At 71.5% G+C, this 26,485-nt stretch carries 28 protein-coding genes; 14 read left to right on the forward strand and 14 right to left on the reverse strand.

Going from position 1 to position 26,485, the window contains the following annotated elements; genetic code table 11:
* Nucleotides 1-21 precede the first annotated feature (21 nt).
* Together nagB and CFW40_RS24160 are read right to left on the reverse strand one after the other, a co-directional pair.
* Complete coding sequence (nagB, locus tag CFW40_RS24155) at nucleotides 22-804, reverse strand: glucosamine-6-phosphate deaminase (protein ID WP_088802339.1); 783 nt, start codon at nucleotides 802-804, stop codon at nucleotides 22-24.
* 177 nt (nucleotides 805-981) lie between these two features.
* Nucleotides 982-1,743 carry an SDR family oxidoreductase gene (locus tag CFW40_RS24160; protein ID WP_088799889.1) on the reverse strand — a complete coding sequence of 254 codons (762 nt, stop codon included), beginning with the start codon at nucleotides 1,741-1,743 and terminating at the stop codon, nucleotides 982-984.
* 162 nt (nucleotides 1,744-1,905) lie between these two features.
* On the opposite strand from CFW40_RS24160, the gene CFW40_RS24165 reads away from it, so the two are divergent.
* Together CFW40_RS24165 and CFW40_RS24170 are read left to right on the forward strand one after the other, a co-directional pair.
* On the forward strand, nucleotides 1,906-2,631 hold the full coding sequence (locus CFW40_RS24165; RefSeq protein WP_088799891.1) for a TetR/AcrR family transcriptional regulator: 726 nt from the start codon (nucleotides 1,906-1,908) through the stop codon (nucleotides 2,629-2,631).
* Nucleotides 2,632-3,021: 390 nt separating this feature from the next.
* Nucleotides 3,022-4,494: a sensor histidine kinase gene (locus CFW40_RS24170; protein ID WP_088799893.1), complete on the forward strand. Its 1,473-nt coding sequence runs from the start codon at nucleotides 3,022-3,024 to the stop codon at nucleotides 4,492-4,494.
* Between the two features lie 180 nt (nucleotides 4,495-4,674).
* Here CFW40_RS24170 and CFW40_RS24175 read toward each other — a convergent pair whose 3' ends face one another.
* Complete coding sequence (locus CFW40_RS24175) at nucleotides 4,675-4,932, reverse strand: WhiB family transcriptional regulator (RefSeq protein ID WP_003983230.1); 258 nt, start codon at nucleotides 4,930-4,932, stop codon at nucleotides 4,675-4,677.
* A gap of 320 nt (nucleotides 4,933-5,252) precedes the next feature.
* Nucleotides 5,253-6,236 (reverse strand): diacylglycerol kinase family protein, encoded by a 984-nt coding sequence (locus CFW40_RS24180; RefSeq protein WP_088799895.1) that lies wholly within the window; start codon nucleotides 6,234-6,236, stop codon nucleotides 5,253-5,255.
* A 95-nt stretch (nucleotides 6,237-6,331) separates the two neighbouring features.
* On the opposite strand from CFW40_RS24180, the gene CFW40_RS24185 reads away from it, so the two are divergent.
* Nucleotides 6,332-6,793 carry a hypothetical protein gene (locus tag CFW40_RS24185; protein WP_088799897.1) on the forward strand — a complete coding sequence of 154 codons (462 nt, stop codon included), beginning with the start codon at nucleotides 6,332-6,334 and terminating at the stop codon, nucleotides 6,791-6,793.
* Nucleotides 6,794-7,020: 227 nt separating this feature from the next.
* Here the strand turns inward: CFW40_RS24185 and CFW40_RS24190 are convergent, their stop codons facing one another.
* From CFW40_RS24190 to CFW40_RS24205, 4 genes are all read right to left on the reverse strand, one after another.
* Nucleotides 7,021-7,980, reverse strand: coding sequence for an RNA polymerase sigma factor SigF (locus tag CFW40_RS24190; protein WP_088802340.1), 960 nt, complete (start codon nucleotides 7,978-7,980; stop codon nucleotides 7,021-7,023).
* Nucleotides 7,981-8,023: 43 nt separating this feature from the next.
* Nucleotides 8,024-8,437 (reverse strand): anti-sigma factor, encoded by a 414-nt coding sequence (locus CFW40_RS24195; protein ID WP_003985353.1) that lies wholly within the window; start codon nucleotides 8,435-8,437, stop codon nucleotides 8,024-8,026.
* A gap of 292 nt (nucleotides 8,438-8,729) precedes the next feature.
* Nucleotides 8,730-9,218: a GNAT family N-acetyltransferase gene (locus CFW40_RS24200; RefSeq protein WP_088799899.1), complete on the reverse strand. Its 489-nt coding sequence runs from the start codon at nucleotides 9,216-9,218 to the stop codon at nucleotides 8,730-8,732.
* Between the two features lie 32 nt (nucleotides 9,219-9,250).
* Nucleotides 9,251-9,511: a UBP-type zinc finger domain-containing protein gene (locus tag CFW40_RS24205; protein ID WP_088799900.1), complete on the reverse strand. Its 261-nt coding sequence runs from the start codon at nucleotides 9,509-9,511 to the stop codon at nucleotides 9,251-9,253.
* A gap of 58 nt (nucleotides 9,512-9,569) precedes the next feature.
* Here CFW40_RS24205 and CFW40_RS24210 point away from each other — a divergent pair, with 58 nt between their 5' ends.
* A complete protein-coding gene (locus tag CFW40_RS24210; RefSeq protein ID WP_088799902.1) occupies nucleotides 9,570-11,171 on the forward strand; it encodes a Na+/H+ antiporter in 1,602 nt (533 codons plus the stop codon).
* A 107-nt stretch (nucleotides 11,172-11,278) separates the two neighbouring features.
* On the opposite strand, the gene CFW40_RS24215 is transcribed toward CFW40_RS24210, so the two are convergent.
* The gene (locus CFW40_RS24215; protein ID WP_088799904.1) at nucleotides 11,279-12,211 is read right to left on the reverse strand and encodes a 1-aminocyclopropane-1-carboxylate deaminase/D-cysteine desulfhydrase; all 933 of its coding nucleotides are present in this window, start codon (nucleotides 12,209-12,211) and stop codon (nucleotides 11,279-11,281) included.
* Nucleotides 12,212-12,280: 69 nt separating this feature from the next.
* Nucleotides 12,281-12,520 carry a hypothetical protein gene (locus tag CFW40_RS24220; RefSeq protein ID WP_088799906.1) on the reverse strand — a complete coding sequence of 80 codons (240 nt, stop codon included), beginning with the start codon at nucleotides 12,518-12,520 and terminating at the stop codon, nucleotides 12,281-12,283.
* Nucleotides 12,521-12,653: 133 nt separating this feature from the next.
* Here CFW40_RS24220 and CFW40_RS24225 point away from each other — a divergent pair, with 133 nt between their 5' ends.
* From CFW40_RS24225 to CFW40_RS24235, 3 genes are all read left to right on the forward strand, one after another.
* Nucleotides 12,654-13,493 carry a helix-turn-helix domain-containing protein gene (locus CFW40_RS24225; protein ID WP_256331309.1) on the forward strand — a complete coding sequence of 280 codons (840 nt, stop codon included), beginning with the start codon at nucleotides 12,654-12,656 and terminating at the stop codon, nucleotides 13,491-13,493.
* 10 nt (nucleotides 13,494-13,503) lie between these two features.
* Nucleotides 13,504-14,424: a glutaminase gene (locus CFW40_RS24230; RefSeq protein WP_088802341.1), complete on the forward strand. Its 921-nt coding sequence runs from the start codon at nucleotides 13,504-13,506 to the stop codon at nucleotides 14,422-14,424.
* Between the two features lie 148 nt (nucleotides 14,425-14,572).
* Nucleotides 14,573-14,806, forward strand: a complete 234-nt coding sequence (locus tag CFW40_RS24235) for a hypothetical protein (protein WP_088799910.1) — start codon at nucleotides 14,573-14,575, stop codon at nucleotides 14,804-14,806.
* Nucleotides 14,807-14,858: 52 nt separating this feature from the next.
* On the opposite strand, the gene CFW40_RS24240 is transcribed toward CFW40_RS24235, so the two are convergent.
* The 3 genes from CFW40_RS24240 to CFW40_RS24250 all read right to left on the reverse strand — a co-directional run bounded on the left by CFW40_RS24240 (nucleotide 14,859) and on the right by CFW40_RS24250 (nucleotide 19,115).
* Nucleotides 14,859-15,311, reverse strand: coding sequence for a VOC family protein (locus CFW40_RS24240; protein WP_088799912.1), 453 nt, complete (start codon nucleotides 15,309-15,311; stop codon nucleotides 14,859-14,861).
* 64 nt (nucleotides 15,312-15,375) lie between these two features.
* Entirely contained in the window at nucleotides 15,376-16,314 is a 939-nt protein-coding gene (locus tag CFW40_RS24245) for a beta-ketoacyl-ACP synthase III (RefSeq protein ID WP_088799913.1), read from the reverse strand.
* Nucleotides 16,315-16,745: 431 nt separating this feature from the next.
* Nucleotides 16,746-19,115 carry a cation-translocating P-type ATPase gene (locus CFW40_RS24250; RefSeq protein WP_088799915.1) on the reverse strand — a complete coding sequence of 790 codons (2,370 nt, stop codon included), beginning with the start codon at nucleotides 19,113-19,115 and terminating at the stop codon, nucleotides 16,746-16,748.
* A gap of 189 nt (nucleotides 19,116-19,304) precedes the next feature.
* On the opposite strand from CFW40_RS24250, the gene CFW40_RS24255 reads away from it, so the two are divergent.
* The 5 genes from CFW40_RS24255 to crcB (CFW40_RS24275) all read left to right on the forward strand — a co-directional run bounded on the left by CFW40_RS24255 (nucleotide 19,305) and on the right by crcB (CFW40_RS24275) (nucleotide 22,952).
* A complete protein-coding gene (locus tag CFW40_RS24255) occupies nucleotides 19,305-20,390 on the forward strand; it encodes a magnesium and cobalt transport protein CorA (protein ID WP_088799917.1) in 1,086 nt (361 codons plus the stop codon).
* 244 nt (nucleotides 20,391-20,634) lie between these two features.
* The gene (locus CFW40_RS24260; protein WP_088799919.1) at nucleotides 20,635-21,501 is read left to right on the forward strand and encodes an oxaloacetate decarboxylase; all 867 of its coding nucleotides are present in this window, start codon (nucleotides 20,635-20,637) and stop codon (nucleotides 21,499-21,501) included.
* Between the two features lie 250 nt (nucleotides 21,502-21,751).
* A complete protein-coding gene (crcB, locus tag CFW40_RS24265) occupies nucleotides 21,752-22,189 on the forward strand; it encodes a fluoride efflux transporter CrcB (RefSeq protein ID WP_088799921.1) in 438 nt (145 codons plus the stop codon).
* Nucleotides 22,186-22,581, forward strand: a complete 396-nt coding sequence (locus tag CFW40_RS24270; protein WP_088799923.1) for a DUF190 domain-containing protein — start codon at nucleotides 22,186-22,188, stop codon at nucleotides 22,579-22,581. The genes crcB (CFW40_RS24265) and CFW40_RS24270 overlap by 4 nt, the downstream gene beginning before the upstream one ends.
* Nucleotides 22,578-22,952 carry a fluoride efflux transporter CrcB gene (gene crcB, locus CFW40_RS24275; RefSeq protein WP_088799924.1) on the forward strand — a complete coding sequence of 125 codons (375 nt, stop codon included), beginning with the start codon at nucleotides 22,578-22,580 and terminating at the stop codon, nucleotides 22,950-22,952. The genes CFW40_RS24270 and crcB (CFW40_RS24275) overlap by 4 nt, the downstream gene beginning before the upstream one ends.
* A 211-nt stretch (nucleotides 22,953-23,163) precedes the next feature.
* On the opposite strand, the gene snpA is transcribed toward crcB (CFW40_RS24275), so the two are convergent.
* Nucleotides 23,164-23,829: a snapalysin gene (snpA, locus tag CFW40_RS24280; RefSeq protein WP_088799926.1), complete on the reverse strand. Its 666-nt coding sequence runs from the start codon at nucleotides 23,827-23,829 to the stop codon at nucleotides 23,164-23,166.
* Between the two features lie 238 nt (nucleotides 23,830-24,067).
* Between snpA and CFW40_RS24285 the strand changes: the two genes are divergently transcribed.
* Together CFW40_RS24285 and CFW40_RS24290 are read left to right on the forward strand one after the other, a co-directional pair.
* On the forward strand, nucleotides 24,068-25,027 hold the full coding sequence (locus tag CFW40_RS24285) for a LysR family transcriptional regulator (RefSeq protein ID WP_256331308.1): 960 nt from the start codon (nucleotides 24,068-24,070) through the stop codon (nucleotides 25,025-25,027).
* A gap of 134 nt (nucleotides 25,028-25,161) precedes the next feature.
* Nucleotides 25,162-26,466, forward strand: a complete 1,305-nt coding sequence (locus tag CFW40_RS24290; protein WP_088799930.1) for a sodium:proton antiporter — start codon at nucleotides 25,162-25,164, stop codon at nucleotides 26,464-26,466.
* Nucleotides 26,467-26,485: the final 19 nt, after the last annotated feature.

Consider the following 26,485-nt stretch of genomic DNA (forward strand, 5'->3'; position numbering starts at 1 on the left):
CCGCGCCCGCCGGTCCGGCTTCTACAGGCCCTGCCATTCCGGCTTCGCCGCGTAGGTGGCGCGGAAGTAGTCGGCGAGCTTCAGCTCGGCGGCCGCGGCCTCGTCCACGACGACCGTGGCGTGCGGGTGGAGCTGCAGCGCCGAAGCCGGGACCAGCGCGGCGACCGGTCCCTCGACGGCACGTGCCACGGCGTCGGCCTTGCCCTCGCCGGTGGCGAGCAGCACCAGATGGCGGGCCTCCAGGATGGTGCCGATGCCCTGGGTGATGACGTGGTGGGGTACCTCGTCCAGGCTGTCGAAGAACCGGGCATTGTCCGCCCGGGTCTGCTGGGTCAGCGTCTTGATACGGGTGCGCGAAGCGAGCGACGAGCACGGCTCGTTGAAGCCGATGTGCCCGTCCGTGCCGATACCGAGCAGCTGGAGGTCGACACCGCCGGCCTCACGCAGCGCACGGTCATACGCCTCGCAGGCCGCCTGGACGTCCTCGGCCGACCCCTCGGGCCCCATGAACGAGTCCTCGCCGAGGCCGAGCGGCCGGACCACTTCGCGCAGGACCACCGAACGGTAGGACTCGGGGTGCCCGGCCGGCAGGCCGACATATTCGTCGAGCTGGCAGATGCGCGCCCGGGACGCGTCCACCGCGCCGGCCCGGACCTGCGCCGCCAGCGCCTCGTAAATGGGCAACGGGGTAGAGCCGGTGGCCACACCGAGCAGCGCGTCGGGCTTACGGCGCAGCAGGGCGGCGAGGGCCCCCGCGATCAGCTCGCCGCCTGCCGTGGCGTCCGGAACGATGACAACTTCCACGCTTGGCCTGCCGTTCTGGAGAATGTCCATGTGGTATAGACCAATCTAGCAGAGCGGAGGCCTCCGGACCCGGCGGCGCTTCCGAAACAAAGGGGCACATTTCCCCGTCGGGGTGATGACGCGTCGGCCACCTGTCGTCCGTGGCAGGCGGCCGGCGTACGGCCCCACCGGCTGCCGTCAGAGCAGCGCCCCTCCCGTTGCTTCGATCCACTGCCCCGTCACCCAGCGGCTGTCGTCCGAGGCCAGGAAGGCCACGATGTCGCCGATATCGGTGGCGTCCGCTATCCGGCCCAGCGGGGACATCGCCCGAACCGCCGCCTGCGCCTCGGCGTTCGCCTCGCCGCGCAGCCAGCTCGCGTTCATCTCCGTGTCGACCGCCCCGGGGGCAACGGCGTTGACCGTGATGCCGCGCGGGCCCAGCTCCTTGGCCAGGGTCCGGGTGAAGACATCGATCGCCCCCTTCGTCATGGCGTAAGCGATCAGCTCGGTCTTGGCCCTCCCGTGCGTCTGGCCCGTGGAGGTGTTGACGATCCGGCCGCCGTCCCGCAGCCGGCTCAGGCCGAGCTGGGTGAGGAAGAACGGCGCTTTGGTGTTGACCGCGAAGAGATGGTCGAAATCCGCCTCGGTGGCCTGGGCTATCCGCTCCCGCCTGCCGGCCGTGCCGACATTGTTGACCAGGATGTCGAGGCCGTCCGCCTGCGGGTCGAAGGCCGCCCACAGTGCCTCGGCCCCGCCCGGCCCGCCCAGCGGTGCCCGGACGGTGAAGGCCTGTCCGCCCGCCGCCTCGATGCCCGCCACCGTCTCCTCGGCCGCTGCCTCGTCCCGGCCGTAATGCACCCCGACGCGCGCGCCGTCCCGAGCCAGCCGCTCCGAGATCGCCCGGCCGATCCCCCTGCTGCCGCCCGTCACCAGTGCCGTCCTGCCGCTGAGTGCCGCCATGGCGCTGCCCCTCTCTGATCGCACGCGAAGTCCCGCGGGGTCGCGCACCTGTCGGCCATCTCGCCGGGCAGACGCGGCGCCCTTCACGCCGATCCATTTATATATCGGTCGCTACAAAAAACCGTAGCACGCCTTCCGTACCGACCGCTATAGAATTCCGTCATGACGACCGAGGAACCCCGCACGACGCCGCAGACCCACCCGGCCGAGGCGGTGAAGCGGCGCGGCCGGCCTCGGTCCTTCGACCGGGAGACGGCTCTGGAACAGGCGGTCCGGTCCTTCTGGGAGCAGGGCTACGAGGCCACCTCGATCTCCGACCTGACCCGCGCCATGGGCATCAGCGCCCCCAGCCTCTACGCCGCCTTCGGCGACAAGCGGGCCCTGTTCGACGAGGTCGTGGCCGAGTACCGACGGAACTACGGAGGCTTCCTCAACCGCGCCGTGGCCGAGGAGCCGACCGCCCGCCGGGCTGTCGAACGGGCGCTGCGCGAGGCCGCGGTCGAGTACACCCTCCCGGGCCGCCCCCGCGGCTGTCTCGTCGTCAGCGCCGCCCTGAACACCGCGCCCGCGTCCAGTGAAGTCGCCGGTTTGCTGCGGGAGATGCGGCAGTCGAACGTCCGGCAGATCGCCCGCGCCGTCCGGGCGGACATCGCCTCCGGTGAGCTTCCCCCCGGCACCGATGCGGATGCGTTGGCCGCCTACGTCTACGCGGTGATCCAGGGCATGTCCCAGCAGGCGCGCGACGGTGCGGAGCGCACGGAGCTGGAAGCGATCGCCGAGCTGGCGTTGCGGGCGTGGCCGGGAGCGGGACCGGGGTCAGGGCCTGGGAAGAAGGAGGGGGAGGACAAGGGAGCAGGCTCCGGCCCGGCGAGCGGCACCGCCCGCTGAAAGCCCGGCGCGGGGCGAGGGGTGAGGGTGAGGAGCGAAGGAGGGCCGACACCGCTCCGGCGAGCCCCCGAAAAACACCCGCGGGCCGCGGCGCCGGGACAGGACCCTCAACCTGTCCGGCACCGCAGCCCGGAGCTGACATCGGCCGGCCCCGCCTTGCGGGCGGAAGGTGCCCCTGTGTGCGGTAGGGGCACGGTCCCGTCCAGGGACCGGTCGATCGGAGGCCTCGGCGCAGTCAGGGCAGAGAGCGCTTCGGCCTCGTTCCGCCCTCCTGTGCGGGGAGAGCGGAGGTCTTTTGCTGAATTCTGGACTAGACCATTCTCACTTGTCCATGCCCATGCAGAGACAACAGGTACACCGTACGCCGGTAGGCTCCAAGACGTGCCCTCCATGAACGATCTCGTACGCCAGCACACCGCTCTGAGCGACACCGACCTTGAGTGGCTCCATCTGCTGGTCTCGGAGTGGCAGCTGCTCTCCGACCTCTCCTTCGCCGATCTCGTGCTGTGGGTTCCCACCCTCGACGGCACCCGCTACGTATCGGTCGCCCAGATGCGGCCCAATACGGGCCCCACCTCCTACCAGGACGACATGGTCGGCCATCTCGTTCCCCGTGGCCGCCGTCCCATGCTCGATTCCGCCCTGGACGAGGGACGCATCGTGCGGGAGGGTGACCCGGAGTGGCGCGAGGAGGTGCCGGTACGCGTCGAGTCCATCCCGGTGCGCCGCGAGGGCCGGGTGCTCGGTGTGATCGCCCGCAACACCAATCTGCTGACCGTGCGCACCCCCAGCCGGCTGGAGCTCACCTACCTGCAGAGCGCGTCCGACCTCGCCCAGATGATCGCTGCCGGAACGTTTCCCTTCCCCGGCCAGCAGGTCGACATGGACGCCTCGCCACGGGCCGGCGACGGACTGATCCGGCTCGACGCGGACGGCATCGTCCAGTACGCCAGCCCCAATGCGCTCTCCGCCTACCACCGGCTCGGCCTCGCGGCCGACCTCGTGGGTCACCACCTCGGCCAGGCCACCGCCGAACTGGCGCCCGCCCGCGGCCCGGTGGACGAGGCGCTGGTCAAGCTCGCCAGCGGCTGGGCCCCCAGGGAATTCGAGGTCGAAGGTGACGAAGGCGTCATTCAATTGCGCGCCATTCCGCTCAAACCCAAGGGAACGCACAGTGGTTCACTGGTTTTGCTGCGTGATGTGACCGAATTGAGACGTCGCGAACGGGAACTGATCACCAAGGACGCCACCATCCGGGAAATCCACCACCGGGTGAAGAACAATTTGCAGACGGTCGCCGCGCTGTTGCGGCTGCAGTCGCGCCGGATGGATTCCGCGCAGGGCCGCGACGCCCTCAACGAGGCCGTGCGCAGGGTCGGTTCGATCGCCATCGTGCACGAGACGCTGTCCCAGACCCTCGACGAACGGGTCGAGTTCGACGAGATCGCGGACCGGGTGCTGGCCATGGTCGCGGAGATCTCCCCGGGCAAGGTGACCACCCGCCGCACCGGGCGTTTCGGCATTCTGGACGCCGAGGTGGCCACCCCGCTGTCGATGGTGCTCACCGAGGTGCTGCAGAACGCCCTGGAGCACGCCTTCGACCAGGCGGAGCACGGCACGGTCGAGGTCGGCGCGGTACGCGGCGGCGGCCGTAATGAACCGCGGCTGCTGGTCACCGTCCAGGACAACGGCCGCGGCCTGCCCGAGGGCTTCGATCCGCATCGCGCCGGAAACCTGGGGCTGCAGATCGTACGGACCCTGGTGGAAGGGGAGTTGGGCGGGAAGTTCGACATGGTGCGGGCGCCCGAGCGCGGTACCCAGGTCATCCTCGACGTGCCGGTACGCGCCGAGAAGCAGCACTGAGACCGGGCGGCGGCCGACGGGGTCGCCCGGCCGTCGCCCGGCCCCGAACAGCAGCAAGCCCCGGACCCATCCGGTCCGGGGCTCAAAGCTATAGCGATGCGATTATGACCGGGCCGGTGAGCTCCGGAGGTGCATCGGGGGTACTGCGCGCTGCGGCTCGGGGGCCACGGGGCTACTGGCTCAGGCGCTGGCGTTGCGCGCCCGGTTACGAGCGGCACGGCGCTTCATGGCGCGGCGCTCGTCCTCGCTCAGACCACCCCAGACGCCGGAGTCCTGGCCGGACTCGAGCGCCCACTGCAGGCACTGCTCCATGACGGGGCAGCGGCGGCAGACGGCCTTGGCTTCCTCGATCTGCAGGAGCGCAGGACCGGTGTTGCCGATAGGGAAGAAGAGCTCGGGGTCTTCTTCGCGGCAAACGGCGCGGTGACGCCAGTCCATGGCTGCTCCATCTCCTCGTGTGACGGGATCGTTGCTTGTGAATGTGAACGCTTTCACGAATCCCTCCGCAAGCAAAGGGCCGAACTCCAGTTGCGCACTGGTGCGGTCCTGTGGAATGAGGAGGGGGATTCGGACTCTCAAGGGGGCCGGTAAAGCGGCCGTCCCGATCGCCATGAAGAGACTCGCAAACCTCGGCTGCGGATACAACCCCTTCCGGAAACTTTTTTTTGATTCCTTGGTGTCGCCTAGCTCACAGCCGTCATTCCAGGGGGTGGAAACCAGTCTAAACGTTCGAGTGAAAGGACTTTAGGCCCTACTGCTCACACAATCACACGCAGTGCACGGCGAACGCCTGTGAACGTCACACTCGTACGCAGTCCCAGGTGGTCACCGTCCATCTGGAACGGCAGGGGGACCTGCGAATGCAAGGTGAAGTTCGTGAGGTCGTGAAGTGAAAGTGCGTGCTTGCCCCGGGGGCCGCGCTCGGGTGTGGACGCCAGCAGCTGGGTGACATATCGGGTCACAGCGGGCGGGGAGAGCTTGCTCAGTGCGAACAGATCCAGGCCCGTGTCGAACGAGGCGTCCGGGGACGGGTAGATCGGCCGGTTGCCCAGATAGGACCACGGAGCGGTGTTGCAGATTATGGCCAGTGCCAGGTTCTCGTCGCGCTCCACGGTGCCCTCGGTGCCGCCAGGGCGTTCGAGGGTGATGACGCCCCGCCGGCGGTTCGCCTCGCCCAGGAACTGCCGTACGACCTGTCGCACGTACAGGGCGTGGGTCGAACGCTTGCCGCGTTCGCGCTGCTGCTCGACCCGGCCGACGACGCCCGCGTCGAAACCGAAGCCGGCGCAGAAGGTGAACCAGCGCTCCGGGACGCCCTCGTCCTCGGTCCCCGGTGTGCCCGCGGCCAGCCCCAGGCCGATGGTGCGCTCGGTGCCGTCGCGCAGCGCGTCCAGCAGGGCGCCGGTCGCCTCCACGACGTCATTGGGCAGCCCCAGCGCGCGGGCGAAGACATTGGTGGAGCCGCCGGGGACGACGGCCAGCCGGGGATGGGAGTCCGGATCGGGGCCGCCTGCCAGCAGGCCGTTGACGACCTCGTTGACCGTGCCGTCGCCGCCGAGCGCCACCACCAGGTCGATCTGCCCGCTCTCGGTGGCCTGCCGGGCGAGATCACGGGCGTGCCCGCGGTACTGCGTCTGCGCGACCTCCAGCTTGAGGTCGCTGGCGAGCGCGTGGGCGAGTACCTCACGGGTGCGGGCACTGGTGGTGGTTGCTGCCGGATTGACCACGAGGAGTGCGCGCATATGGAGCAGCGTACCTACCTGCCGGTACCGGCCATGCGTCCCATCCGGCTCCGGGGCCACCCCGGCGGCCGGGGCGCCGGCGCTACCCTGCTGGGGTGAGCAGTCAGCAGAAGCAGTCCGTGTCCCGAGCCGCCGGCGCCTCCACCGCGCCCGAGCCGACCGGCCCGCGGCCCGCCCGGCTGAGCGCCGCCGCGGCGCTCACCGCGGTCGAAGGGCTCGCGCTGGCGGCCCTCGGCGGGTACCTGCTGTTCATGGGTCTCGCCGGTTCGCCGGACAGTCCGCAGCAGGCGGAAATGGGCGGGCTGACGGTCTTGGCGCTCGCGGTGCTGCCGCTGGTGGCCGCGCGGGGGCTGTGGCTGCGCCGCCGCTGGAGCCGGGGCCCCTCGCTGATCACTCAGCTCGTGGCGCTGCCGGTGGCCTGGACGCTGGTCCACGGCGGCGGTGCGCTGATCGCGGCCGGTATCGGACTGGCCGTGGCCGCGGTGGTGGTGCTCGTCCTGCTGGTCAATCCGACGGCCACCGAGGCACTGGGCATCGGGCCGCGGGAGACGCCCTGAGGACCGTTCCGTGTGCGGCCCGTCCGGACGGCGGGCCTGATACGGGTGGAACGGGCCTGACGCGAGGGTCACAGGCCTGATGCGAGGCTGCCGGGCCTGACACGCGAGTCCGGGGCCCGACGGGAAGAACCGGCGGGAAGAACGGCGGGAAGAACCGGGCGCGGACGCACGGCGGGCGGAGCCCGCGAGAGCCCCGCCCGTCCCGGTCGGTCCTCCTCGGACCCCGTTCACTCCTCGACGAGCAGCTTGTCGCGCAGCTGGGCGAGAGTGCGGGCCAGCAGGCGGGAGACGTGCATCTGGGAGATGCCGACCTCCTGGGCGATCTGCGACTGGGTCATATTGCCGAAGAAGCGCAGCAGCAGGATCTTCTTCTCGCGCGGGGGCAGGTCCTCCAGCAGCGGCTTGAGGGATTCGCGGTACTCCACGCCCTCCAGCGCCTCGTCCTCCGCGCCGAGGGTGTCGGCGACGGCCGGGGACTCGTCGTCGGTGTCCGGGACGTCCAGGGAGAGGGTGCTGTAGGCGTTGGCCGACTCCAGCCCCTCCAGGACCTCCTCCTCGGAGATCGCCAGATGCTCGGCCAGCTCGTGGACCGTGGGCGCGCGGCCGTGCCGCTGGGACAGCTCGGCGGTCGCGGTGGTCAGCGACAGCCGCAGCTCCTGGAGGCGGCGCGGGACGCGGACCGCCCAGCCCTTGTCGCGGAAGTGCCGTTTGATCTCGCCGACGACGGTGGGGGTGGCGTACGTGGAGAACTCCACACCGCGCTCCGGGTCGAAGCGGTCCACGGACTTGATCAGACCGATGGTGGCGACCTGGGTCAGATCGTCCAGCGGCTCACCACGGTTGCGGAAGCGCCGGGCCAGATGCTCGACGAGCGGGAGGTGCATCCGCACGAGGGTGTTGCGCAGCTCGGCACGCTCCGGGGAGCCGTCGGGCAGCGTGCGCAGCTCGTAGAACAGCGCCCGGGCGCCGCTGCGGTCGTGCGGCTCCTGCGCATGCTGGTGGTCTGGCAGCTGGTGTTCGGGGGCCGGCGCATCGTGCTGATGCGCCTGCTGCCCCGGCTGCTCGCTCTGCTCCATGTGGTCCGCCCGCTCTGCCTGCTCCGCCGCATCCAACCGGCCGCCGTGGTCGTCCACTCCCACCGGATGCGGCCGGGCCTGCTGCTCGGGGATGGTCGCACTGGACGCCATCCGCCCGCCGCGTTCGAGATCTTTCACGGGGCCCCCTGTTCGGTCATGACGGTCCGGGACCGGCGCCGCGCTCCTTGTACAGACTGATGGTGACCGTTCGGTCCTCGGCGACCGTGGAATCGACCTTGCCGGCCAGTGCGGAGAGCACCGTCCAGGCGAACGTGTCGCGCTCGGGGGCGCGACCGTCGGTTGTCGGGGCCGACACGGTCACCTGCAGTGCGTCGTCGATGAGACGGAAGACGCAGCTCAGCACACTGCCGGGGACGGCCTGTTGCAGCAGGATCGCGCACGCCTCGTCGACCGCGATGCGCAGATCCTCGATCTCGTCGAGGGTGAAGTCCAAGCGGGCTGCGAGTCCGGCCGTGGCCGTACGCAGCACGGACAGGTAGGCACCCGCAGCGGGCAGACGGACTTCCACGAAGTCCTGAGTCCCGGGCTCGCCTGCGATCTGGGACACCCTCACCTCCAAGGTGGCACAAGCTGGTTGAGCTGGAAATGCGCGATATTCGCGTTGTTCGGGATATTTCCTGCCGGGCCTTTCTCCCCTCGGGTGAAAGGAGAACGATCCGGTGCAACACATGGTTCGGCTGTGACGCTATCGCGATCCGCGGGCCGGTGTCGCCCGGAAGGTGCGCGGCTGCCGTCCGGCGCGATCCGGCCCCGGTCCGCCCGGCGCCTTCACTGTCACTGATTGTAAAGCCACGGGTACGGACAGTGGGTAGGGGTGTGCACTGTCAAATCAATGCCGATTACGCTCCGTTGACGCGCGAGGTGCCCGCAAGGTTGTGCAGTGCCTCTCCAGTGAGCCGGAAGACCGTCCATTCGTCCATGGGCTGAGCGCCGATCGACCGGTAAAAACCGATGGACGGTTCATTCCAATCCAGGACTGACCACTCGAAACGCTCGTATCCGCGGGCCACACAGATCTCCGCGAGGGCCGCGAGCAGCGCCTTGCCGTGTCCGCCGCCGCGCGCCTCGGGGCGGACGTACAAGTCCTCCAGGTAGACACCGTGCGTGCCCGTCCACGTCGAGAAGTTCCGGAACCACAGGGCGAAGCCGACCGGGGCGCCGCCGTCCTCCGCGATCAGCGCGAAGGCGGCCGGCTGCGGCCCGAACAGGGCCTCCTTCAGCTGAGGCGCGGTGGCCTGCGCGGCCTCGGGCTCGCGTTCGTACGCCGCCAGCTCGCCGATCATGGCCAGGATGACGGGGACATCGTTGGGGGTCGCTTCGCGGATCATGGGTGAAGGCTAAACGGGCGGCCGGGGACGCTTCACACCAGCTTCTGGTCGGCGAAGCACCAGCGCCAGGACTCGCCCGGTTCGAGCGTCCGCATCACGGGGTGACCGGTCTCCTCGAAGTGCCGGGTGGCATGCCGGTACGGCGACGAATCGCAGCAGCCCACATGGCCGCAGACCAGGCACTTCCGCAGCTGTACGGGATGGCTGCCGGCGGCCAGGCACTCCAGGCAGGTGGCACTCAGCGCGGACGGTCCGGGGCGCGGCAGTTCGGGAACATGCGTGCACTCGCTCATGATGGCCAGGTTAGATCGCCGGGACGGGTGGCGAAGGGTTCGGGGACGGGACGGTCCGATGGCAGTGATGCCGCTGTTTTTGCTGGTCGCGGGGAGCACGGCGGTCGCCGGGCTGGCACGCCGTACCCCTGTCCCCGCGCCGCTGCTGCTGGTCACCGCGGGGCTCGCGGCGTCCTACATCCCGGGTATCCCGGACTACACCCTCGATCCGCACATCGTGCTGCCGCTGGTGCTGCCCCCACTGCTGCACACCGCGGCGCTGGACAGTTCGTACCTGGATCTGCGGGCCAATCTGCGGCCGGTGGCGCTGCTGTCGGTCGGCTATGTCCTGTTCGCGACGCTGGCGGTCGGCTGGGTGGCGTACCTGGTCATCCCGGGTCTGCCACTGACCGCCGCGCTCGTGCTGGGGGCGGTCGTCGCCCCGCCGGACGCCGTCGCGGCCACCGCCATCGCCCGCAGGCTCGGGCTGCCGCACCGGATCACCACGATCCTGCAGGGCGAATCGCTGTTCAACGACGCCACCGCGATCACCGCCTACAAGGTGCTGTTGGCCGCGGCCCTCGGGGCCGGTGCCACCTGGGGCGACGGGATCAAGGAGTTCGCCGTCGCCTCACTGGGCGGCATCGGGATCGGCGTCGTCCTGATGGTGCCGCTGCACTGGCTGCGCGTCCGGCTGCGCGAGTCGGCGCTGCTGGAGAACACCCTCTCGCTGCTCATCCCGTTCTTCGCCTACGCGGCGGCCGAGCAGCTGCACGCCTCCGGGGTGCTCGCCGTCGTCGTGGTCGGCCTCTACCTGGGGCACCGCTCCTGGCAGGTCGACTTCGAGACCCGGCTCCAGGAGGCCGCCGTGTGGAAGGTGGTCTCCTTCGTCCTGGAGTCCGCCGTCTTCGCGCTGATCGGGCTGCAACTGCGGGTCGTGCTACGCGGGCTGGGGGAGTTCGGCGCGATGCAGGCCCTCTGGTACGCGGCCGTGATGTTCCTCGCCGTGGTCCTGGCACGCTTCGTGTGGGTCTTTCCCGCGACCTATCTGCCCCGTGCCCTGTCGGCCCGGATCCGTAGCCGTGAGCCGGACACGAACTGGAAGGCCCCGGTCGTCGTCGGCTGGGCCGGGATGCGCGGCGTGGTGTCGCTGGCCATTGCGTTCTCCCTCCCCGCCACCGTGTCCGGCGGCGGGTCCTTCCCGGCCCGCAACCTCGTGCTCTTCCTGACCTTCACCACCGTCATCGCCACCCTGGTCGTCCAGGGGCTGACGCTGCCCCCGCTGATCCGCGCGCTGAAGCTGCCGGGACCGGACCCCCAGAGGGAGACGCTTGCCGAGGCGCAGGCGCAGAACGAGGCCTCGCGGGCCGCCGAGGAGCGGCTGGATGAGCTGTTGCGGGACGAGCGCAACGCCCTGCCCGGACCGCTCGCCGACCGATTGCGCACGATCATGGAGCGGCGCCGCAACTCCGTGTGGGAGCGGCTGGGCGCGGTCAACGAGGTGACCGGGGAGTCGGCCGACGAGACCTACCGGCGGCTGGCCCGCGAGATGATCGACGCCGAGCGGCGGGTGTTCGTCCAGCTGCGGGACGCCGGCCGGATCGATGACGAGATGCTGCGGACGCTGCAGCGCAGGCTGGATCTGGAGGAGGCGACGGCCTACCGGGAGGAGGCTTCGTAGGCGGGGGGATCGGGCCCTTTCCGCGGCCGGTGGACCCGCTGCCGTGGCCCGCGGTGCCCGTGGCTCTGGCCCGTGGCCCTGGCCCGGGACTCGGCCGGGGGCCCGGCTCAGGGGGTGCCAGTGATCACCGCGGCCACCGTGCTGCCGGGGGAGAAGGCGCCCTCCTCGGCCAGTGTCGTCAGCCCGTACAGCAGCTTGGCGACGTAGATCCGCTCCAGGGGGAGGCCGTGCCGGTCCTCGAAGGCGTCCGCGAACGCGTCCAGTTCCGGGGTGCGGCGGGCGTATCCGCCGCAGTGGAAGCGGCCGTCCAGCCGCCAGTCGCCGCGCGGTCCGCCGAACGCCGCGCGCTGCAGTTCCCCGACCGTCTCCTGGAGGAAGTGCGGGTCGCCGCCCTTGAGTACGGGCACCCCCAGGGCGCGCTGCCCCGGCGCCAGCCCCGCGGCGAGCCCGGCCAGGGTGCCGCCCGTTCCGCAGGCCACCGCGACGGTGTCGGCGGCGCCGTGCAGCTCCCGGCCCAGCTCCGTACAGCCTTGTGCGGCAAGGGAGTTGCTGCCGCCCTCGGGTATGACGCGGAACGCGCCGAAGCGGTCGTGCAGAGCGGCCAGCACGTCCGGGTCATCGGGGCGGCGGTAGCGGGCCCGGTCGAGGAAGTACAGCTGCATACCATCGGCGGCGCAGCGGGCCAGCGACCCATTGAGCGGGGCGTCGGCGAGCTCGTCGCCACGGACCACACCGATGGTGGCGAAGCCGAGCAGCCGGCCCGCCGCGGCGGTGGCCCGCAGATGGTTGGAGTACGCGCCGCCGAAGGTCAGCAGCGCGCGGTCACCGGCGGCGGCCGCGGCGCGCAGGTTCGGCGCCAGCTTGCGCCATTTGTTGCCCGCCAGATCCGGGTGGATCAGATCGTCCCGCTTGAGCAGCAGCCGTACGCCGCGCCGCGTGAACGGCTCGTCCTCGATCTCCTGGAGGGGCGAGGGCAGGCGCGGGCGCAGGGCGTGCGGATCCGGCAGCGGGCCGGGGGCGGTGCTGGTCACACTGCTCATTGTCCCGGGTGCCGGCGGTGTCACGGGTGCCGGTGGGGGCCGCGCCCTGCCGCCTGACGGGAGGGGGCGCTACCCGCTCGTGTGCAGGAACGCGTCCCCGTGCGCGTTGACATGCGCCTCGAGGGTGTTGAGTGCGTCCTGGGTCGCCTCGGGGGACCCGCTGCCCCGGCGCTCGGCGAAGTACGCGGCGCCCAGCTTTCTCAGCAGTTCGTTGCCGGCGCGGTTCTGCTGCACCTCGTCGACCTTCTGCTTGCCCTGGTTCAGCGCGCTCTGGGCCTGTTCCTTCGCGCGGTCGAGAAACCCTGACATGTGCCACCTCCGTGAGGTCCGTGTCGTAAGGGATCAACGGCGCGGACGGCCGTGGGGTTCCCGTGCCAGGCTGGGGGATATGGGCGAAGAGCGCTACTCGGATGAGCCATCCGGCGTATCCGGCGGATCAGCCGTGCGTGGTGTATCGGGCGGATACCGCGAGCGGGCGTCGCGGCTGGCCGGTGCGGTGCTGTGGACCCGCACGGCGCCTCCCACGGCCCGGCCGGTGCTGCCCGACGGCTGTATGGACCTGATCTGGAGCGAGGGCGGCCGGCTGCTGGTGGCCGGGCCGGACACCGGGCCGCATGTCCCGCATTTCCCGAGAGGCGTCATCCCCGGGGTTCTCCCTCATGGCCATGAGGTCCCGCACGGCCCGGAGAGCCCCCAGGGCCTGGACGGCACGGGAGGTGCCGCCTTCGTGGGGCTGCGGTTCGCACCGGGGCAGGGGCCGGCCGTCTTCGGTGTGCCGGCCCGTGAACTGCGCAACCGGCGGGTGCCGTTGGCGGAGCTGTGGCCCGCCGGCCGGGCACGGGAGCTCGCCGGGCGGCTGGCGGCGGCGCGGGAGACGGGCGACGGGAGCGCGGTAGGGGGCCTGGGCGGTGCCGGCGGCGTCGGACGCGTGCTGGAGGAGGCGGCCGGTGCCCGTCTCCAGGACGCCGGCGCCACCACGACAGGGGGCCGGACGGCCGCCGTCGCCGCGGCACTCGCCCGCGGCCGCCCCGTCGCGGAGGTGGCGAGGGCCGTCGCGCTCAGCGAGCGCCGGCTGCACCGCCTCAGCCTGGACGCGTTCGGGTACGGCCCCAAGACCCTGACCCGGGTGCTCCGGTTCGTCCGCGCGCTTGATCTGGCGCGCTCCGGAATGCCCCGTGCTCAGGTCGCGGCCTGCGCCGGATACGCGGATCAGGCGCATCTCGCCCGCGAGGTGAAGGCGCTGGCGGGGGCCCCGATGGGGGTGCTGCTCGCCCCGGGTTAGCGTGTCCGTCATGGACTACCAGGCCGTTCTCGAGGAGGTAGCGGCCCACGCCAGGCCGTATGTGCGACAGGGCAGGGTCGCCGACTACATACCGGCCCTGGAACGGGTGTCGGCGGACCGTTTCGGGATCGCGGTGGCCGATATCCACGGGGACGTGTACGGCGTCGGCGACTGGGAGACCCCGTTCTCCGTCCAGTCCATCTCCAAGGCCTTCTCGCTGGCGCTGGTGATGTCGCAGAGCCATGACGGTCACGACGACATCTGGAAGCGGGTGGGCCGCGAGCCGTCCGGTACGCCGTTCAACTCGCTGGTCCAGCTGGAGGCGGAGGACGGCATCCCGCGCAACCCGTTCATCAACGCGGGCGCGCTGGTGGTCACCGACCGGCTGCAGACCCTCACCGGCGATGCCAGCACCTCGATGCTGCACTTCCTGCGCGAGGAGAGCGGCAACCCGGACCTCGCCTTCGACCAGGCGGTGGCCGACTCCGAGGCCGAACACGGCGACCGTAATGCCGCGCTGGCGCATTTCATGGCGTCCTTCGGCAACCTGGAGAACCCCGTCCCCAGCGTCATCGAGCACTACTTCTGGCAGTGCTCGATCGAGATGAGCTGCCGGGACCTGGCCGTCGCCGGCGGATTCCTCGCCCGTCACGGGCTGCGCGCCGACGGCAGCCGCCTGCTGGAGGCCCGCGAGGCCAAGCGGATCAATGCGGTGATGCTGACCTGTGGGACGTATGACGCGGCGGGGGAGTTCGCCTACCGCGTCGGGCTGCCCGCGAAGAGCGGTGTCGGCGGCGGCATCATCGCCGTGATCCCGGGCCGCTGCACGCTGTGCGTATGGAGCCCCGGACTCGACGCGCGCGGAAACTCGGTGGCGGGCGCCGCGGCACTGGACCACTTCACGACGCTGACGGGATGGTCGGTGTTCTGACGGGCGGACGGCCCGGTGCTGTCCGCGCGAGTCCTCCGGCCGCACGGCCCGGTGCCGTCCCGTGCGGGGCCTTCGGCCGTGGCCCGGTGCCCTTGCCGTTGTGGCCGCCCGGCGGCTGGCGCATCGTGGGCGTAGGAGGTGCACGGCCATGGAGCACGAGATGCGCGCCGAGTACGAGGAAGGCGTCCTGCCGCACGCGGACACGCCGGTGAAGATCTGGCACATGGTGCGGCTGGACGGCACCCTCGCGATGTGCGGGCGGGAGCTGGCGCCGGCCGCCGCCACTCAGACGGCCGACGTCTGGGGCACGCCCAAGGGAGAGCCTTTCTGCCACACCTGCGGCGCGCTGTACCTGCGCGAGCACCCCGGGGACATCGGCTAGGGCCCGTCTTCACAGTCCCCAGGGCGAACGTGTCCCACGGCGGACAGGCCCCCTACGGCAGCGGCGCGAACAGGTCGACCCCGTGGCCGTCCGGGTCCTGTACGACGGCGTAGCGCTGCCCCCAGAAGGCGTCCCACGGCGGCTTCTCGCCCGTATAGCCGGCGGCGGTGAGTTCCGCGTAGACCGCGTCGACGTCGGCGGGGCCCGCGCACTCGAATGCCAGCCCCGTCGGGGTGCCGCCCTGCGGCGGCGTCCAGTCCGGGTCGACGGCCCGCGCGGTCTCGTGGGTGTCCCACATCAGCCGCAGCCCTCCGGGGAGCTGCGCCTCGGCGTGCGGGGCGTGGTCCGCGTCGGCGGGAACGTCCAGGCCGAGGCGGCGGTAGAAGGCGAGGGCCGCGGCCATGTCGGTCACGACGATGCCGATGGCGGCGAACCGCGGGGTGGACGGTGTGGTGGAGGCCGGCGTGCCGGCGGGAGGACTACTGGGGGAAGGAGTGCTGGTCATGCGGCGAGCGTAGGGTGCCCGCCGGGCCGCGGTCTTGAACGAATCGGACGTGGCGGTGCCCGTCTCAGGGACAGCGGATGACCTGTCCCGCATACGAGAGGTTGCCGCCGAAGGCGAACAGCAGCACCGGAGCGCCGGAGCTGATCTCACGGCGTTCGACCAGCTTGGACAGGGCGAGCGGCACGGAGGCCGCCGAGGTGTTCCCGGAGTCGACGACATCCTTGGCGACCACCGCGTTGACCGCGCCGATCCGTTGCGCGACCGGCTCGATGATCCGCAGGTTGGCCTGGTGCAGCACCACGCCGGCAAGATCGGCGGGCGTGATCCCGGAGCGTTCGCACACCGTGCGGGCGATGGCCGGCAGCTGGGTGGTCGCCCAGCGGTAGACGGTCTGGCCCTCCTGGGAGAACCGGGCCGGCTCGCCCTCGATGCGCACCGCACCGCCCATCTGCGGCACCGAGCCCCACAGCACGGGACCGATCTCCGGCTCGGGCGAGGCGCTGACCACCGCGGCCCCCGCCCCGTCGCCGACCAGCACACAGGTCGAGCGGTCCGTCCAGTCCACGACCTCGGTGAACTTCTCCGCCCCGATGACCAGCGCATGGGTCGAGGAACCGGCCCGGATGGCGTGGTCGGCGGTGGCCAGCGCATGGGTGAAGCCGGAGCAGACGACGTTGAGGTCCATCGTGGCGGGTGCGTTCAGCCCGAGCCGGGCGGCGACCCGGGCCGCGGTGTTCGGGCTGCGGTCGGTGGCCGTGCAGGTGGCGACCAGCACCAGATCGATGTCCTGCGGGGCCAGGCCACTGGCGGCCAGGGCCTTGGCCGCGGCGGCGGACGCCATGGCGTCCACGGTCTCGTCCGGGGCGGCGACATGGCGGGTGCGGATGCCGACGCGGCTGCGGATCCAGGCGTCGTCGGTGTCGACCATCGTGGCGAGGTCGTCGTTGGTGAGCACGCCGGAGGGCTGGTAATGGCCGAGAGCCAGGACGCGTGACCCGGTCATGGAATCCCCTGTACGTGGGTGGGCGGTACGTCACCAGTCTCACCTCTCGCTGCCGGCCGGCGGCTGCGTGAACTGCCAATGTTCCGTCGCCAGAACTGGAGACACCTGTCAGAACCGCGGAGATCCACCCCTGGAGATCCACCCCTGAAGATCCACCTCTGGCGTCCGGCCCGCGTCGGCCCTGCGTCCGGCCCGCGTCGGCCCTGCATCCGGCCCGCGGGCGGCCCGCAGGGAACGGGGCGCCCGCGGGTGGCGGGGCGGAATCCCGCAGGGGCAGCAGCCCGCCCGATCCAACGGCAGGGCTACGGGGCCCGGGGTGTATTGCTCCGCTCGCGGGCGCGTCCCGGAAGCCTTCGGGGCCGGTGCGCCGCTCCGCACTCCGGGGCCCCTGCGCGGCAGCCCCCGGCGCCCGGCCGGCGTCCGCCGGCCCGCTACCCGGCCAGTGCCCGGAAGCGGCGCAGTCGCAGGCTGTTCCCGACGACGAAGACCGAGGAGAACGCCATCGCGGCCCCGGCGATCATCGGGTTGAGGAGGCCGGCGGCGGCCAGTGGCAGCGCCGCGACGTTGTAGCCGAACGCCCAGAACAGGTTGGTCCGGATGGTGCCCAGGGTCGCCCGGGCCAGCCGGATGGCGTCCGCCGCGGTGCGCAGATCGCCCCGTACGAGGGTGAGATCACCGGCCTCGATGGCGGCGTCGGTGCCGGTGCCCATCGCCAGCCCCAGGTCGGCGCGGGCCAGCGCGGCCGCGTCATTGACGCCGTCGCCGACCATCGCGACCGAGCGGCCCTCGGACTGCAGTCGTTCGACGACCGCCACCTTGTCCTCGGGCAGCACCTCGGCGATCACCTCGTCGATCCCGACCTCGGCGGCGACCGCCGTCGCGACGGCGCGGTTGTCGCCGGTCAGCAGGACCGGCGTCAGCCCCAGCGCCCGCAGCCGGCGCACCGCCTCGGCGCTGGTGGGCTTCACGGCGTCGGACACCACCAGCACCGCGCGCGGTGCGCCGTCCCAGCCGACGGCGACCGCGGTACGCCCCTCGGCCTCGGCCGCGGCCTTGGCGGCCGCCAGCGGGGGCGTCAGGAACTGGGACGCCTGGTTCAGCAGCTGCTCGCGGCCCACCAGAACCGTGTGTCCCTCGACCACTCCCCGGACGCCCAGGCCGGGGACGTTCGCGAAGTCCTCGGGGGTGGGGAGGAAGTCCTCGGGGGCCGGCCGGGGGGCCGGGGCCGCCCCCGGGGCGGCGTCCGCGGTCCGCTGCCCGGCGCCGGCGGCGATGGCACGGGCGACGGGGTGCTCGGAGGCGTGCTCCAGCGCGCCGGCCAGCCGCAGCACCTCCGCCTCCGTGACGCCCTCGGCGAGGTGCACCCCGGTGAGCGTCATCACGCCGGTGGTGACCGTGCCGGTCTTGTCCAGGACGACGGTGTCCACCCGCCGGGTCGACTCCAGCACCTCGGGTCCCTTGAGCAGGATGCCGAGCTGGGCGCCGCGTCCGGTGCCGACCATCAGCGCGGTGGGCGTGGCCAGCCCGAGGGCACACGGGCAGGCGATGATCAGGACGGCGACGGCGGCGGTGAAGGCGGCCACCGCGCCGGCGCCGGTGGCGAGCCAGCAGCCGAGGGTGCCGAGGGCGAGCGCGATCACGGCCGGGACGAAGACCGCGGAGATCTTGTCCGCCAGCCGCTGGGCCGCGGCCTTGCCGTTCTGCGCTTCCTCGACCAGCCGCGCCATCCGGGCGAGCTGGGTGGCCGCGCCGACCCGGGTGGCCTCGACGACCAGCCGGCCGCCCGCGTTGACGGTGGCCCCGACGACGGTGTCGCCGGGGGAGACCTCGACGGGGACGGACTCACCGGTGAGCATCGAGGCATCCACGGCGGAGGCGCCCTCCAGCACCGTTCCGTCGGTGGCGATCTTCTCCCCGGGCCGTACGGTGAAACGGTCGCCGGCCCGCAACGCCGCGGTGGGGATCCGGACTTCCCGGCCGTCCCGGATCACGGTGACGTCCTTGGCACCCAGCTCCAGCAGCGTCCGCAGCGCCGCTCCCGCCTTCCGCTTCGCGCGCGCCTCGAAGTAACGCCCGGCCAGGATGAAGGTGGTGACGCCGGCCGCGGCCTCCAGATAGATGCTGCCGCTGCCGTCGGTGCGGGCGATGGTCAGCTCGAAGGGGTGCGTCATACCGGGCATGCCCGCGGTGCCGAAGAACAGCGCCCAGACCGACCAGCCCAGTGCCGCGAGGGTGCCCATGGAGATGAGGGTGTCCATGGTGGCCGTGCCGTGCCGCAGGTTGGTCCAGGCGGCCCGGTGGAACGGCCAGGCGCCGTATGCCACCACCGGCGCGGCCAGGGTCAGCGAGAGCCACTGCCAGTTGGTGAACTGCAGGGGCGGCACCATCGCCAGCAGCACCACCGGGACGGAGAGGGCGAAGGAGACCAGCAGGCGCTGACGGAGCGCGGCGAGCCCGTCGCCGCCGGGCCGGCGGTCCTCCGCTCGGCCCTCCGGCTGCCCGGCCGTCCGGCCGTGGGCTTCGTCACCGTCGGGTCCGGTGGTGTCCGGGGCCGGGGCCGGGGCAGGCGGTTCCGGGACGGCCGCGGTGTAGCCGGTGCGCTCCACGGTGGCGATCAGGTCGGCGGTCTCGACGCCGCTGCCCCGCGCGACGGTCACCCTGGCCTTCTCGGTGGCGTAGTTGACCGTGGCGGTGACCCCCTCCATGCGATTGAGCTTCTTCTCGATGCGGGCGGCGCACGAAGCGCAGGTCATCCCGCCGATCTCCAATTCGACTCCGTGCTCTCCGACCGCGGTCGTCATGGTTGCTCCTCGGTGTGCTGCGCGTGCCCTGCCGTCCCCCTGAGAACGATATACCCCCCTAGGGTATTCCCGCGGGGTGCCGCTGTGTCGTCGTCCACTCCCCAGCGTCTTCGCCCCGCCGCGCTGGGTGAAACAGCCGCTGCGCCGTACCGCTCATGCGCTCTGGCGGGCCATACTGGCCCGGTGTCGATGATCAGTAACCTCCGCAAGGCCGTCCGGCTGCCGCAGCCGCGCACCCGGGGTGTCGACCTCAGTCACCCGGCGCGTTCGCCGCTCGGCACCGCCGTGGTGAACTGCGCGGTGTACGTGGACGGCGTGCGGCAGGACGGCGACCATCCGGCCGACGCGGCGATCCGCCGGGTCCGTGAGTCCGGCAGTGGATTTGTGTGGATCGGGCTGCATGAGCCGTCCGAGAAGGAATTCGCCGGAATTGTCGAATTGTTCGGGCTGCACCCCCTCGCCGTCGAGGACGCGGTCTACGCGCACCAGCGGCCCAAACTGGAGCGCTACGACGATTCGCTGTTCACCGTCTTCAAGACGGTCCGCTATGTCGAGCACGACCGGCTCACCGACACCAGCGAGGTCGTCGAGACCGGCGAGATCATGGTCTTCACCGGCACCGACTTCGTGATCACGGTACGGCACGGCGGGCATGGCTCACTGGGCCCGCTGCGCGAGCAACTGGAGTCCGTGCCCGAGCAGTTGGCGCTCGGTCCGTCCGCCGTGCTGCACGCCGTCGCCGACCTGGTGGTGGACGACTACCTCGATGTCGCCGCCGCCGTCTCGATCGATATCGACGACGTCGAGAGCGAGGTCTTCTCCGTGCGCGGCAGTGGCGGCGCCGGCCGGATCTACCAGCTCAAGCGCGAGCTGCTGGAACTCAAACGCGCGGTGGCTCCCTTGGACCGGCCGATGCAGGAGCTGGCGACGCAGCCGATGGCGCAGGTCGAGCCCCGGATCAAGACGTACTTCCGGGACGTCGCCGACCATCTCGACCGGGTCACCGAGCAGATCACCGCATTCGACGAACTGCTCAACTCCATACTCCAGGCCCATCTCGCCCAGGTCACCGTGGCCCAGAACGAGGACATGCGCCGGATCAGTGCCTGGGTCGCGATCCTGGCGGTGCCGACCATGGTCTGCGGTGTGTACGGCATGAATTTCGACCATATGCCGGAAAAGCACTGGACGTTCGGCTATCCGTTGGTCATGGGGCTGATCGTGACTCTCTGCTGGGTGATCCACCGCGGCTTCAAGCGCAACGGCTGGCTGTGACGTTCCTCGTCCGCGGCCCGGTCCGGCCCCTGGAAGTCCGCCGGGTGCGCACGCGGGGATGACGTAAAGAGAAAGTCAGGGAAGGCCATGGCGTGTTAAAGGCATGCCGCCGATGCGCCGGATAGACATGCTCTGACCAGTTCCCCCGTGGGCGGGTGCGCGCGGCGGCGTCACCTTCCGCGCGTCCCCGAACGCGCCCCGGACGCCGGACCGCGGTCCCCGCCGGTTCTGTGAGGAGTGCACATTGCGGTACGGACAAGCACTGCGTGACGAGATCGCCGCCGAGGGGACGACGCCGCTGATCGGCGTCCACGACATGCACTCGGCCTCGATCGCCGCCGCGCACTACAACGGCTTCTTCGTGTCCGGCTTCGGCTTCGCCGCGTCGTACTACGGGCTTCCGGACATCGGGTTCATCGCCTGGCCCGACATGGTCGCGTTCGTGGAGCGGCTGCGCGGAGCGTTCCCGCGCCACCATCTGCTGGTGGACATCGACGACGGCTATGTCGACCCCGAAGTGGCCTGCCATGTGGTGCAGCGCCTGGAGCGGACCGGCGCGACCGGGGTGATCCTGGAGGACCAGAAGCGGCCCCGCCGTTGCGGCCACGCGGACGGCAAGCTGCTGCTGCCGCTGGAGGAGTACCTGGAGAAGCTGAACCTGGTGCTGGCCAGCCGTACCGATCTGCTCGTCGTGGCGCGCACGGACGCCACGGAGGAGGACGAGATGCTGCGGCGGGCGGCGGCGCTGGCCGGGACCGACGCGGATGTGGTGCTCGTCGACGGGGTGCGCAGCGTCGAGGGGATCCGCCGGATCCGCGCGGTCCTCGGCACCAAGCCGTTGCTGTTCAACCAGATCGCGGGCGGGAAGTCCCCACGGCTCTCGCTGACCGAACTGACCGAACTCGGCGTCGATGTGGCCATCTACAGCACCCCCTGTCTGTTCGCCGCGCACCGGGCGATGGAGACCGCGATGGCCGAGCTGAAGTACGCGGACGGACGGCTGCCCGCCACCGGGGGCAGCGGCGGCGAGATCGGGGTCAAGGAAGCCACCGAACTGCTGGCCCGCAACATCAGCCGGCACCACCCCGTACGGGAGACCGTCCCGGCGTGACCCGCGCGGAGCGGGGCGGAGCAGGACGGGACGGGCGCTCGCCGCTCTCCCGGGCCCGGCCGCGCTCGGCCGGCGCACCGCGCAGCGCAGGAAGATCCTCGTCGGTACGGCGCTCGGCGGGGATCTTCGTGTCGGCGTCCCACTCGCCGTCGGCGATCAGCCGCTCCCTCTGCTCGATGGGGACATCCCCTGTTCAGCGGTGCCAAACGCGCAGGGTTAGCCTGAGGGCGGCGATGATCTCGGGAGAGACATGGATGAGCGAGGCCGGCCGGCGGCGCCCTGGCAGGGGCAGTGGCCGGTGATCGGGGTAGTGGCGGTGGGCGGCGCGATCGGCGCCGCGGCCCGTTACGGTGCCGCGCTGCTGTGGCCCACGGCCAACGGCACCTTCCCCTTGACCACGTTCACCGTCAACGCCGTCGGCTGTGCGCTGATGGGCGTCCTGATGGTGGTCATCACCGAGGTCCGCGCGGCCCACCGGCTGGTGCGCCCCTTCCTCGGCACCGGCATCCTCGGCGGCTTCACCACCTTCTCCACCTACGCCGTCGACATCCAGCGGCTGGTCGCCGCCGGGCGGGTGGCCGCGGCCCTGGCCACTCTCGTCGGTACCGTGCTGGTCACGCTCGCGGCCGTGTGGGCCGGGGTGACCGGCACCCGGGCACTTCTCCAACTGAGGCGGCGGACGGCATGACACACGGCACGGCACATCCGGGCGGCGCCCCCGCGCTGCGGCTCACGGTCCTCGTCGGCGAGGAGGACGTATGGCACCACAAACCGCTCTACGCGGAGATCGTGCACCGCGCGCGCCATGCGGGGCTGGCCGGGGCCAGTGTCTTCCGGGGGATCGAGGGCTTCGGCTCCTCCGGCATCGTCCACACCCAGCGCCTGCTGTCCCTGAGCGAGGAAACGCCGGTGGCGATCGTCATCGTCGACGCGGAGGAGCGGGTGCGGGCCTTCCTGCCGCAGCTGGACGAACTCCTCGCGGACGGCGGGCTGGTGACCCTCGACCCGTGCGAGATGATCTCCTGCCGGCGTACGGGCGGACAGGGCGGCACGGGCGCCGGGGAGGGCGGAGACGGGTGAACTGGCTGCTGGTGGTGGCCGGTGCCATGGTCGGGGCACCGCTGCGCTTCCTCACCGACCGCTATGTGCAGTCCCGCCACGACACCGTCTTCCCCTGGGGCACCTTCACCGTCAACGTCGTCGGCTCCCTGATCCTCGGCCTGCTGACCGGCGCGGTCTTTGCGGGCGTCGCCTCCTCGCACGTCCAACTGCTGCTCGGCACGGGGCTGTGCGGCGCCCTGACGACGTACTCGACCTTCTCCTACGAAACGCTCCGGCTGGCCGCGGACCGGGCCCGGGCGAGTGCGGTGGCCAATGTCGTGGTGACCGTGGCGGCCGGACTGGCGGCGGCGTTCGCCGGGGTGGCAGCCGGACAGGCGATCTGGGGCTGACGCTGCTGGCCACCGGCAGACGAAAACGGTGGGGCTCCGGAGAGCCCCACCGCACGGGCGGTGCAGGAGATGCGAGGGCTGGTGGGGTACGAGTGCCGGCCGCCAGGTTCCGGCTCTCGACAGCCCCGGCCGTGCGGATCCGACCACCGTCAGCTCGGTCGCATCCGCCGGCCACCGCCGAACTTCGTTACGTCACAAGGCCCGGGGGGCGTCAGGAGGCCTTGCCGAAGTGGACGCCGGCCAGGCCGTTGGCCCAGAGCTGGTCCACCTTGGCGCTCTCGTTCGCGTCCGGCTTGGTGTTCTGGCAGGACGTGCCGGGGCCGCCGCCGGACATCAGCTCGCTGCACGGGCCCTCGTAGTGGTCCGGCAGGCCCAGCACATGGCCGGTCTCGTGCGCGGCCACGCGGGTGGAGTTGTACTCCTGGTTCTGCTGGTAGTCGAGGAAGACATAGCCCTTGCCGTGGCCGTCGGTGCTGGCATACGAGCCGCGGGCGTCGTTGCCCTCGCGGTACTGGAAGTCGCCGCCGCTGCCCGCCTGCAGCTTCACGTTCGACACGGCGCTGTTCCAGATCGACGCGCTCTCGGCTATCTGCTTCGCGAAGGTCGGGGCCGCGCCGGCGTCATAGGTGACGGTCACCGAGGCGGCGCCGGGGTGGGCCTTCATCTTGGCCTTCGCCGACTTCACCACGGCCTCGAAGAACGCCTTGGTGTCGGCCTTCTCGGCCGCCGAGCCGTTGTAGGCCGCGATCGAAGCGGGGGTGCTGTGGGAGGAGTGGGTGGGGGAGGGGGAAGCTGCCGAAACCGGCGCCGCGGCTGCGAGCGCGGCGACGAGGCCCAGTCCGAGCGCCGCCGACAGCGCCGTCTTGGGAGATCTCATGTGGGGGCTCCTTTGACTCCGAGGGCCGTACGGTCGCCGTGTGGGGCGGCGACCGGGGCCCTGCGGATTTCTTGGTGCCCTTGAGTCTGAACGGAGTTCACGCGGAGGACAGAGATGCCAGGTGGCGATAGCACCGGCCAATACCCCGGAGCGCCGGCCAATACCCCGGAAAAAAGAGCGCGTTCCGGCAGGTTTGAGAGTCTGGTGTGACGTATGCCTACGTCGTTATGCTCCGGACGTGGAGCTCGAGGTAAGGCATCTTCGCGCATTGTGCGCCATCGCGGACTCCGGCAGCGTACGCAAGGCGGCCCGGCAGCTCGGCATGACCCAGCCTTCCCTGACGACCCAGCTCCACCGCATCGAGAAAGCCCTCGGCGGCCAGCTCTTCTTCCGTGAACCGACCGGCAGCCGGCCCACGCCCCTGGGGCATGCGGTGCTGTGCCGGGCCCGGCCGATAGTGGCCGAAATGCGCGCACTTATTGACGAAGTTGCCTCGGCTTCGCACCGTGACCGGGGCACGCGGCTGCACATCGGCAGCACCAACAGCCCCGCGGTCGCCGGGTGGCTGCGCCGGCTCCGGGTGCGGCTGCCGGACACCGACACCACGATAAGAACCGATGTGTCCGCCAACGCGCTGCTCCACATGGTCGCGACGGGACAGCTCGACGCCGCCTTCGTCCACGAGGTCGAGGGCGCGCCGCTACGGGTCCCCGACGGCCTGGTCGAGCATGAACTCATCGCCAGGGAACCGCAGTTCATCGCCGTGGGGGCCGCCCATCCGGCGGCCGGGCGGACGGTCATCCGGGTGTCGGACCTCGCCGACGACCAGTGGATGGTCGACCCGACCGTGGACGGCGAATGGGCGGGACTGCGCCGCATCTGGGCCGCGGCCGGTATCAACCCCCGTGTCGTGCACGGCGACTACCTCACCACGGTGGATCTGGTCACGGCCGGCGAGGTGGTCACCCCCTGCCAGCCGACCGCGCGCTCCCGGCACGGCATGGCGATCCGCCCCCTGTACGGCGACCCGCTGGCCGTCCGCCTCTTCATGGCCTGCCGCCAGGAAGGCACCCCCGCCGCCTCCGCCGACGACCTGTTCGCCGACCTGACCGCCTCGTACATGGAGACCGCCTGGGCGAGTGAGGCCTACCGGACCTGGCTGGTGCAGCACAACGGGCCGCTGCCGGTGGGGGGCTAGGACGCCGCCGGCCGGGCCTGTCCACCAACCGTGTGAAAGCCGCGGTCCCGGCCGCCGGGGGCCCACCGACCCGTGCGGTGATGACCGAGAGTGGGGGTGCCGAAAGCCGGCGCGGCCAAGCCCTGGAGGCCCGTGTGGATGGCACCTCTTCCCTGGTCCTGCTCCTGCTGTTCCTGTGGTGTCTGTGCTCGCGGCGGATGGAGCGCTTCGAGCTGACCGCTCCCGCCGCCTTCGTCCTGCTGGGCCTGCTGCTGGGCGAGGGCACCGGGGTCCTCCACCTCGCCCTCCCGCACGAGACGGTCAAGCTGCTCGCGGAGGTCACCCTGGTCTGGGTGCTCTTCACCGACGCCGCCCGGCTCTCCTTCCGGGCCCTGCGCCCGGAGCTCGGCCTCTACGTGCGGCTGCTGGGGATCGGGCTGCCGCTGTGCGTGGCCCTCGGCACGGTGCTGGCGGCCGCCCTGCTCCCCGGCGTCTCCTGGTGGGCGGCCCTGTACGTCGGGGCCGCGCTCGCTCCCACCGACGCCGCGCTCGGCGCCACGATGATGGTCAACCCCGTCGTCCCCGCGAAGATCCGCCGGCTCATCAATGTCGAGAGCGGTCTCAACGACGGCATCGTCACGCCCCTGGTGGTGCTCGCCCTGGCCGGGGTGACCGCGGCCGAGCACACCGCCCCGCCGGACGCCACCGGCCACGCCCTGGTGCAGCTCGTCGTCGGCACGGCGTACGGCGCGGTGGTCGGACTGGCCGCCGGATGGCTGCTGCGGACCACACTCCGCAACGGCTGGGCGGCCGAGGACTTCGCCGGCGCAGGAGTGCTGGCCCTGGCGCTCCTCGCCTACACCTCCGCGCTCGCGCTCGGCGGCAACGGCTTCATCGCCGCCTTCGTCGCCGGCCTGGCCTTCGGATCGGCACACGGTGCGCCACCGCGGGTGCTCCTGTACGTCGAGCAGTCCGCCGCGCTGCTCTCCGTACTGGTCTGGCTGGTCTTCGGCGCCCTCCTGCTGCCGGAGGTGTTCGACCACCTCACCTGGCAGACCGCGGTCTACGCCGTCCTGAGCCTCACGGTGATCCGGATGCTGCCCGTGGCACTGTCCCTGATCGGGAGCGGACTGGACCTCAAAACGGTCCTGTTCGTGGGCTGGTTCGGCCCCCGCGGACTGGCCTCGATCATCTTCGGCCTGCTGGCGGTCGAGGAGCTGGCGGCCCCCGACACCCGAGCGGTGGTCCCGGTGGTCACCCTCACCGTCCTGCTCAGCGTCCTCGCCCACGGCCTCACCTCCGCACCCCTGGCGAACCGCTACGGCAGAGCGGCCGCGGCCAAGGGCATCGGCCCGGCCGGCGCGGAGGCGGACGAACTGCCCGTCCGGGGCATGGCGGCGGGCGGCCTGCACCGCGGGCCCGGCCACGGCCGGCGTCGGGGCGGCCCGGCGCCGTCCTGAACGCTGCCCCTCGGCGCGG

This window comes from Streptomyces sp. 2114.4, from assembly GCF_900187385.1.
GTDB lineage: Bacteria > Actinomycetota > Actinomycetes > Streptomycetales > Streptomycetaceae > Streptomyces > Streptomyces mooreae.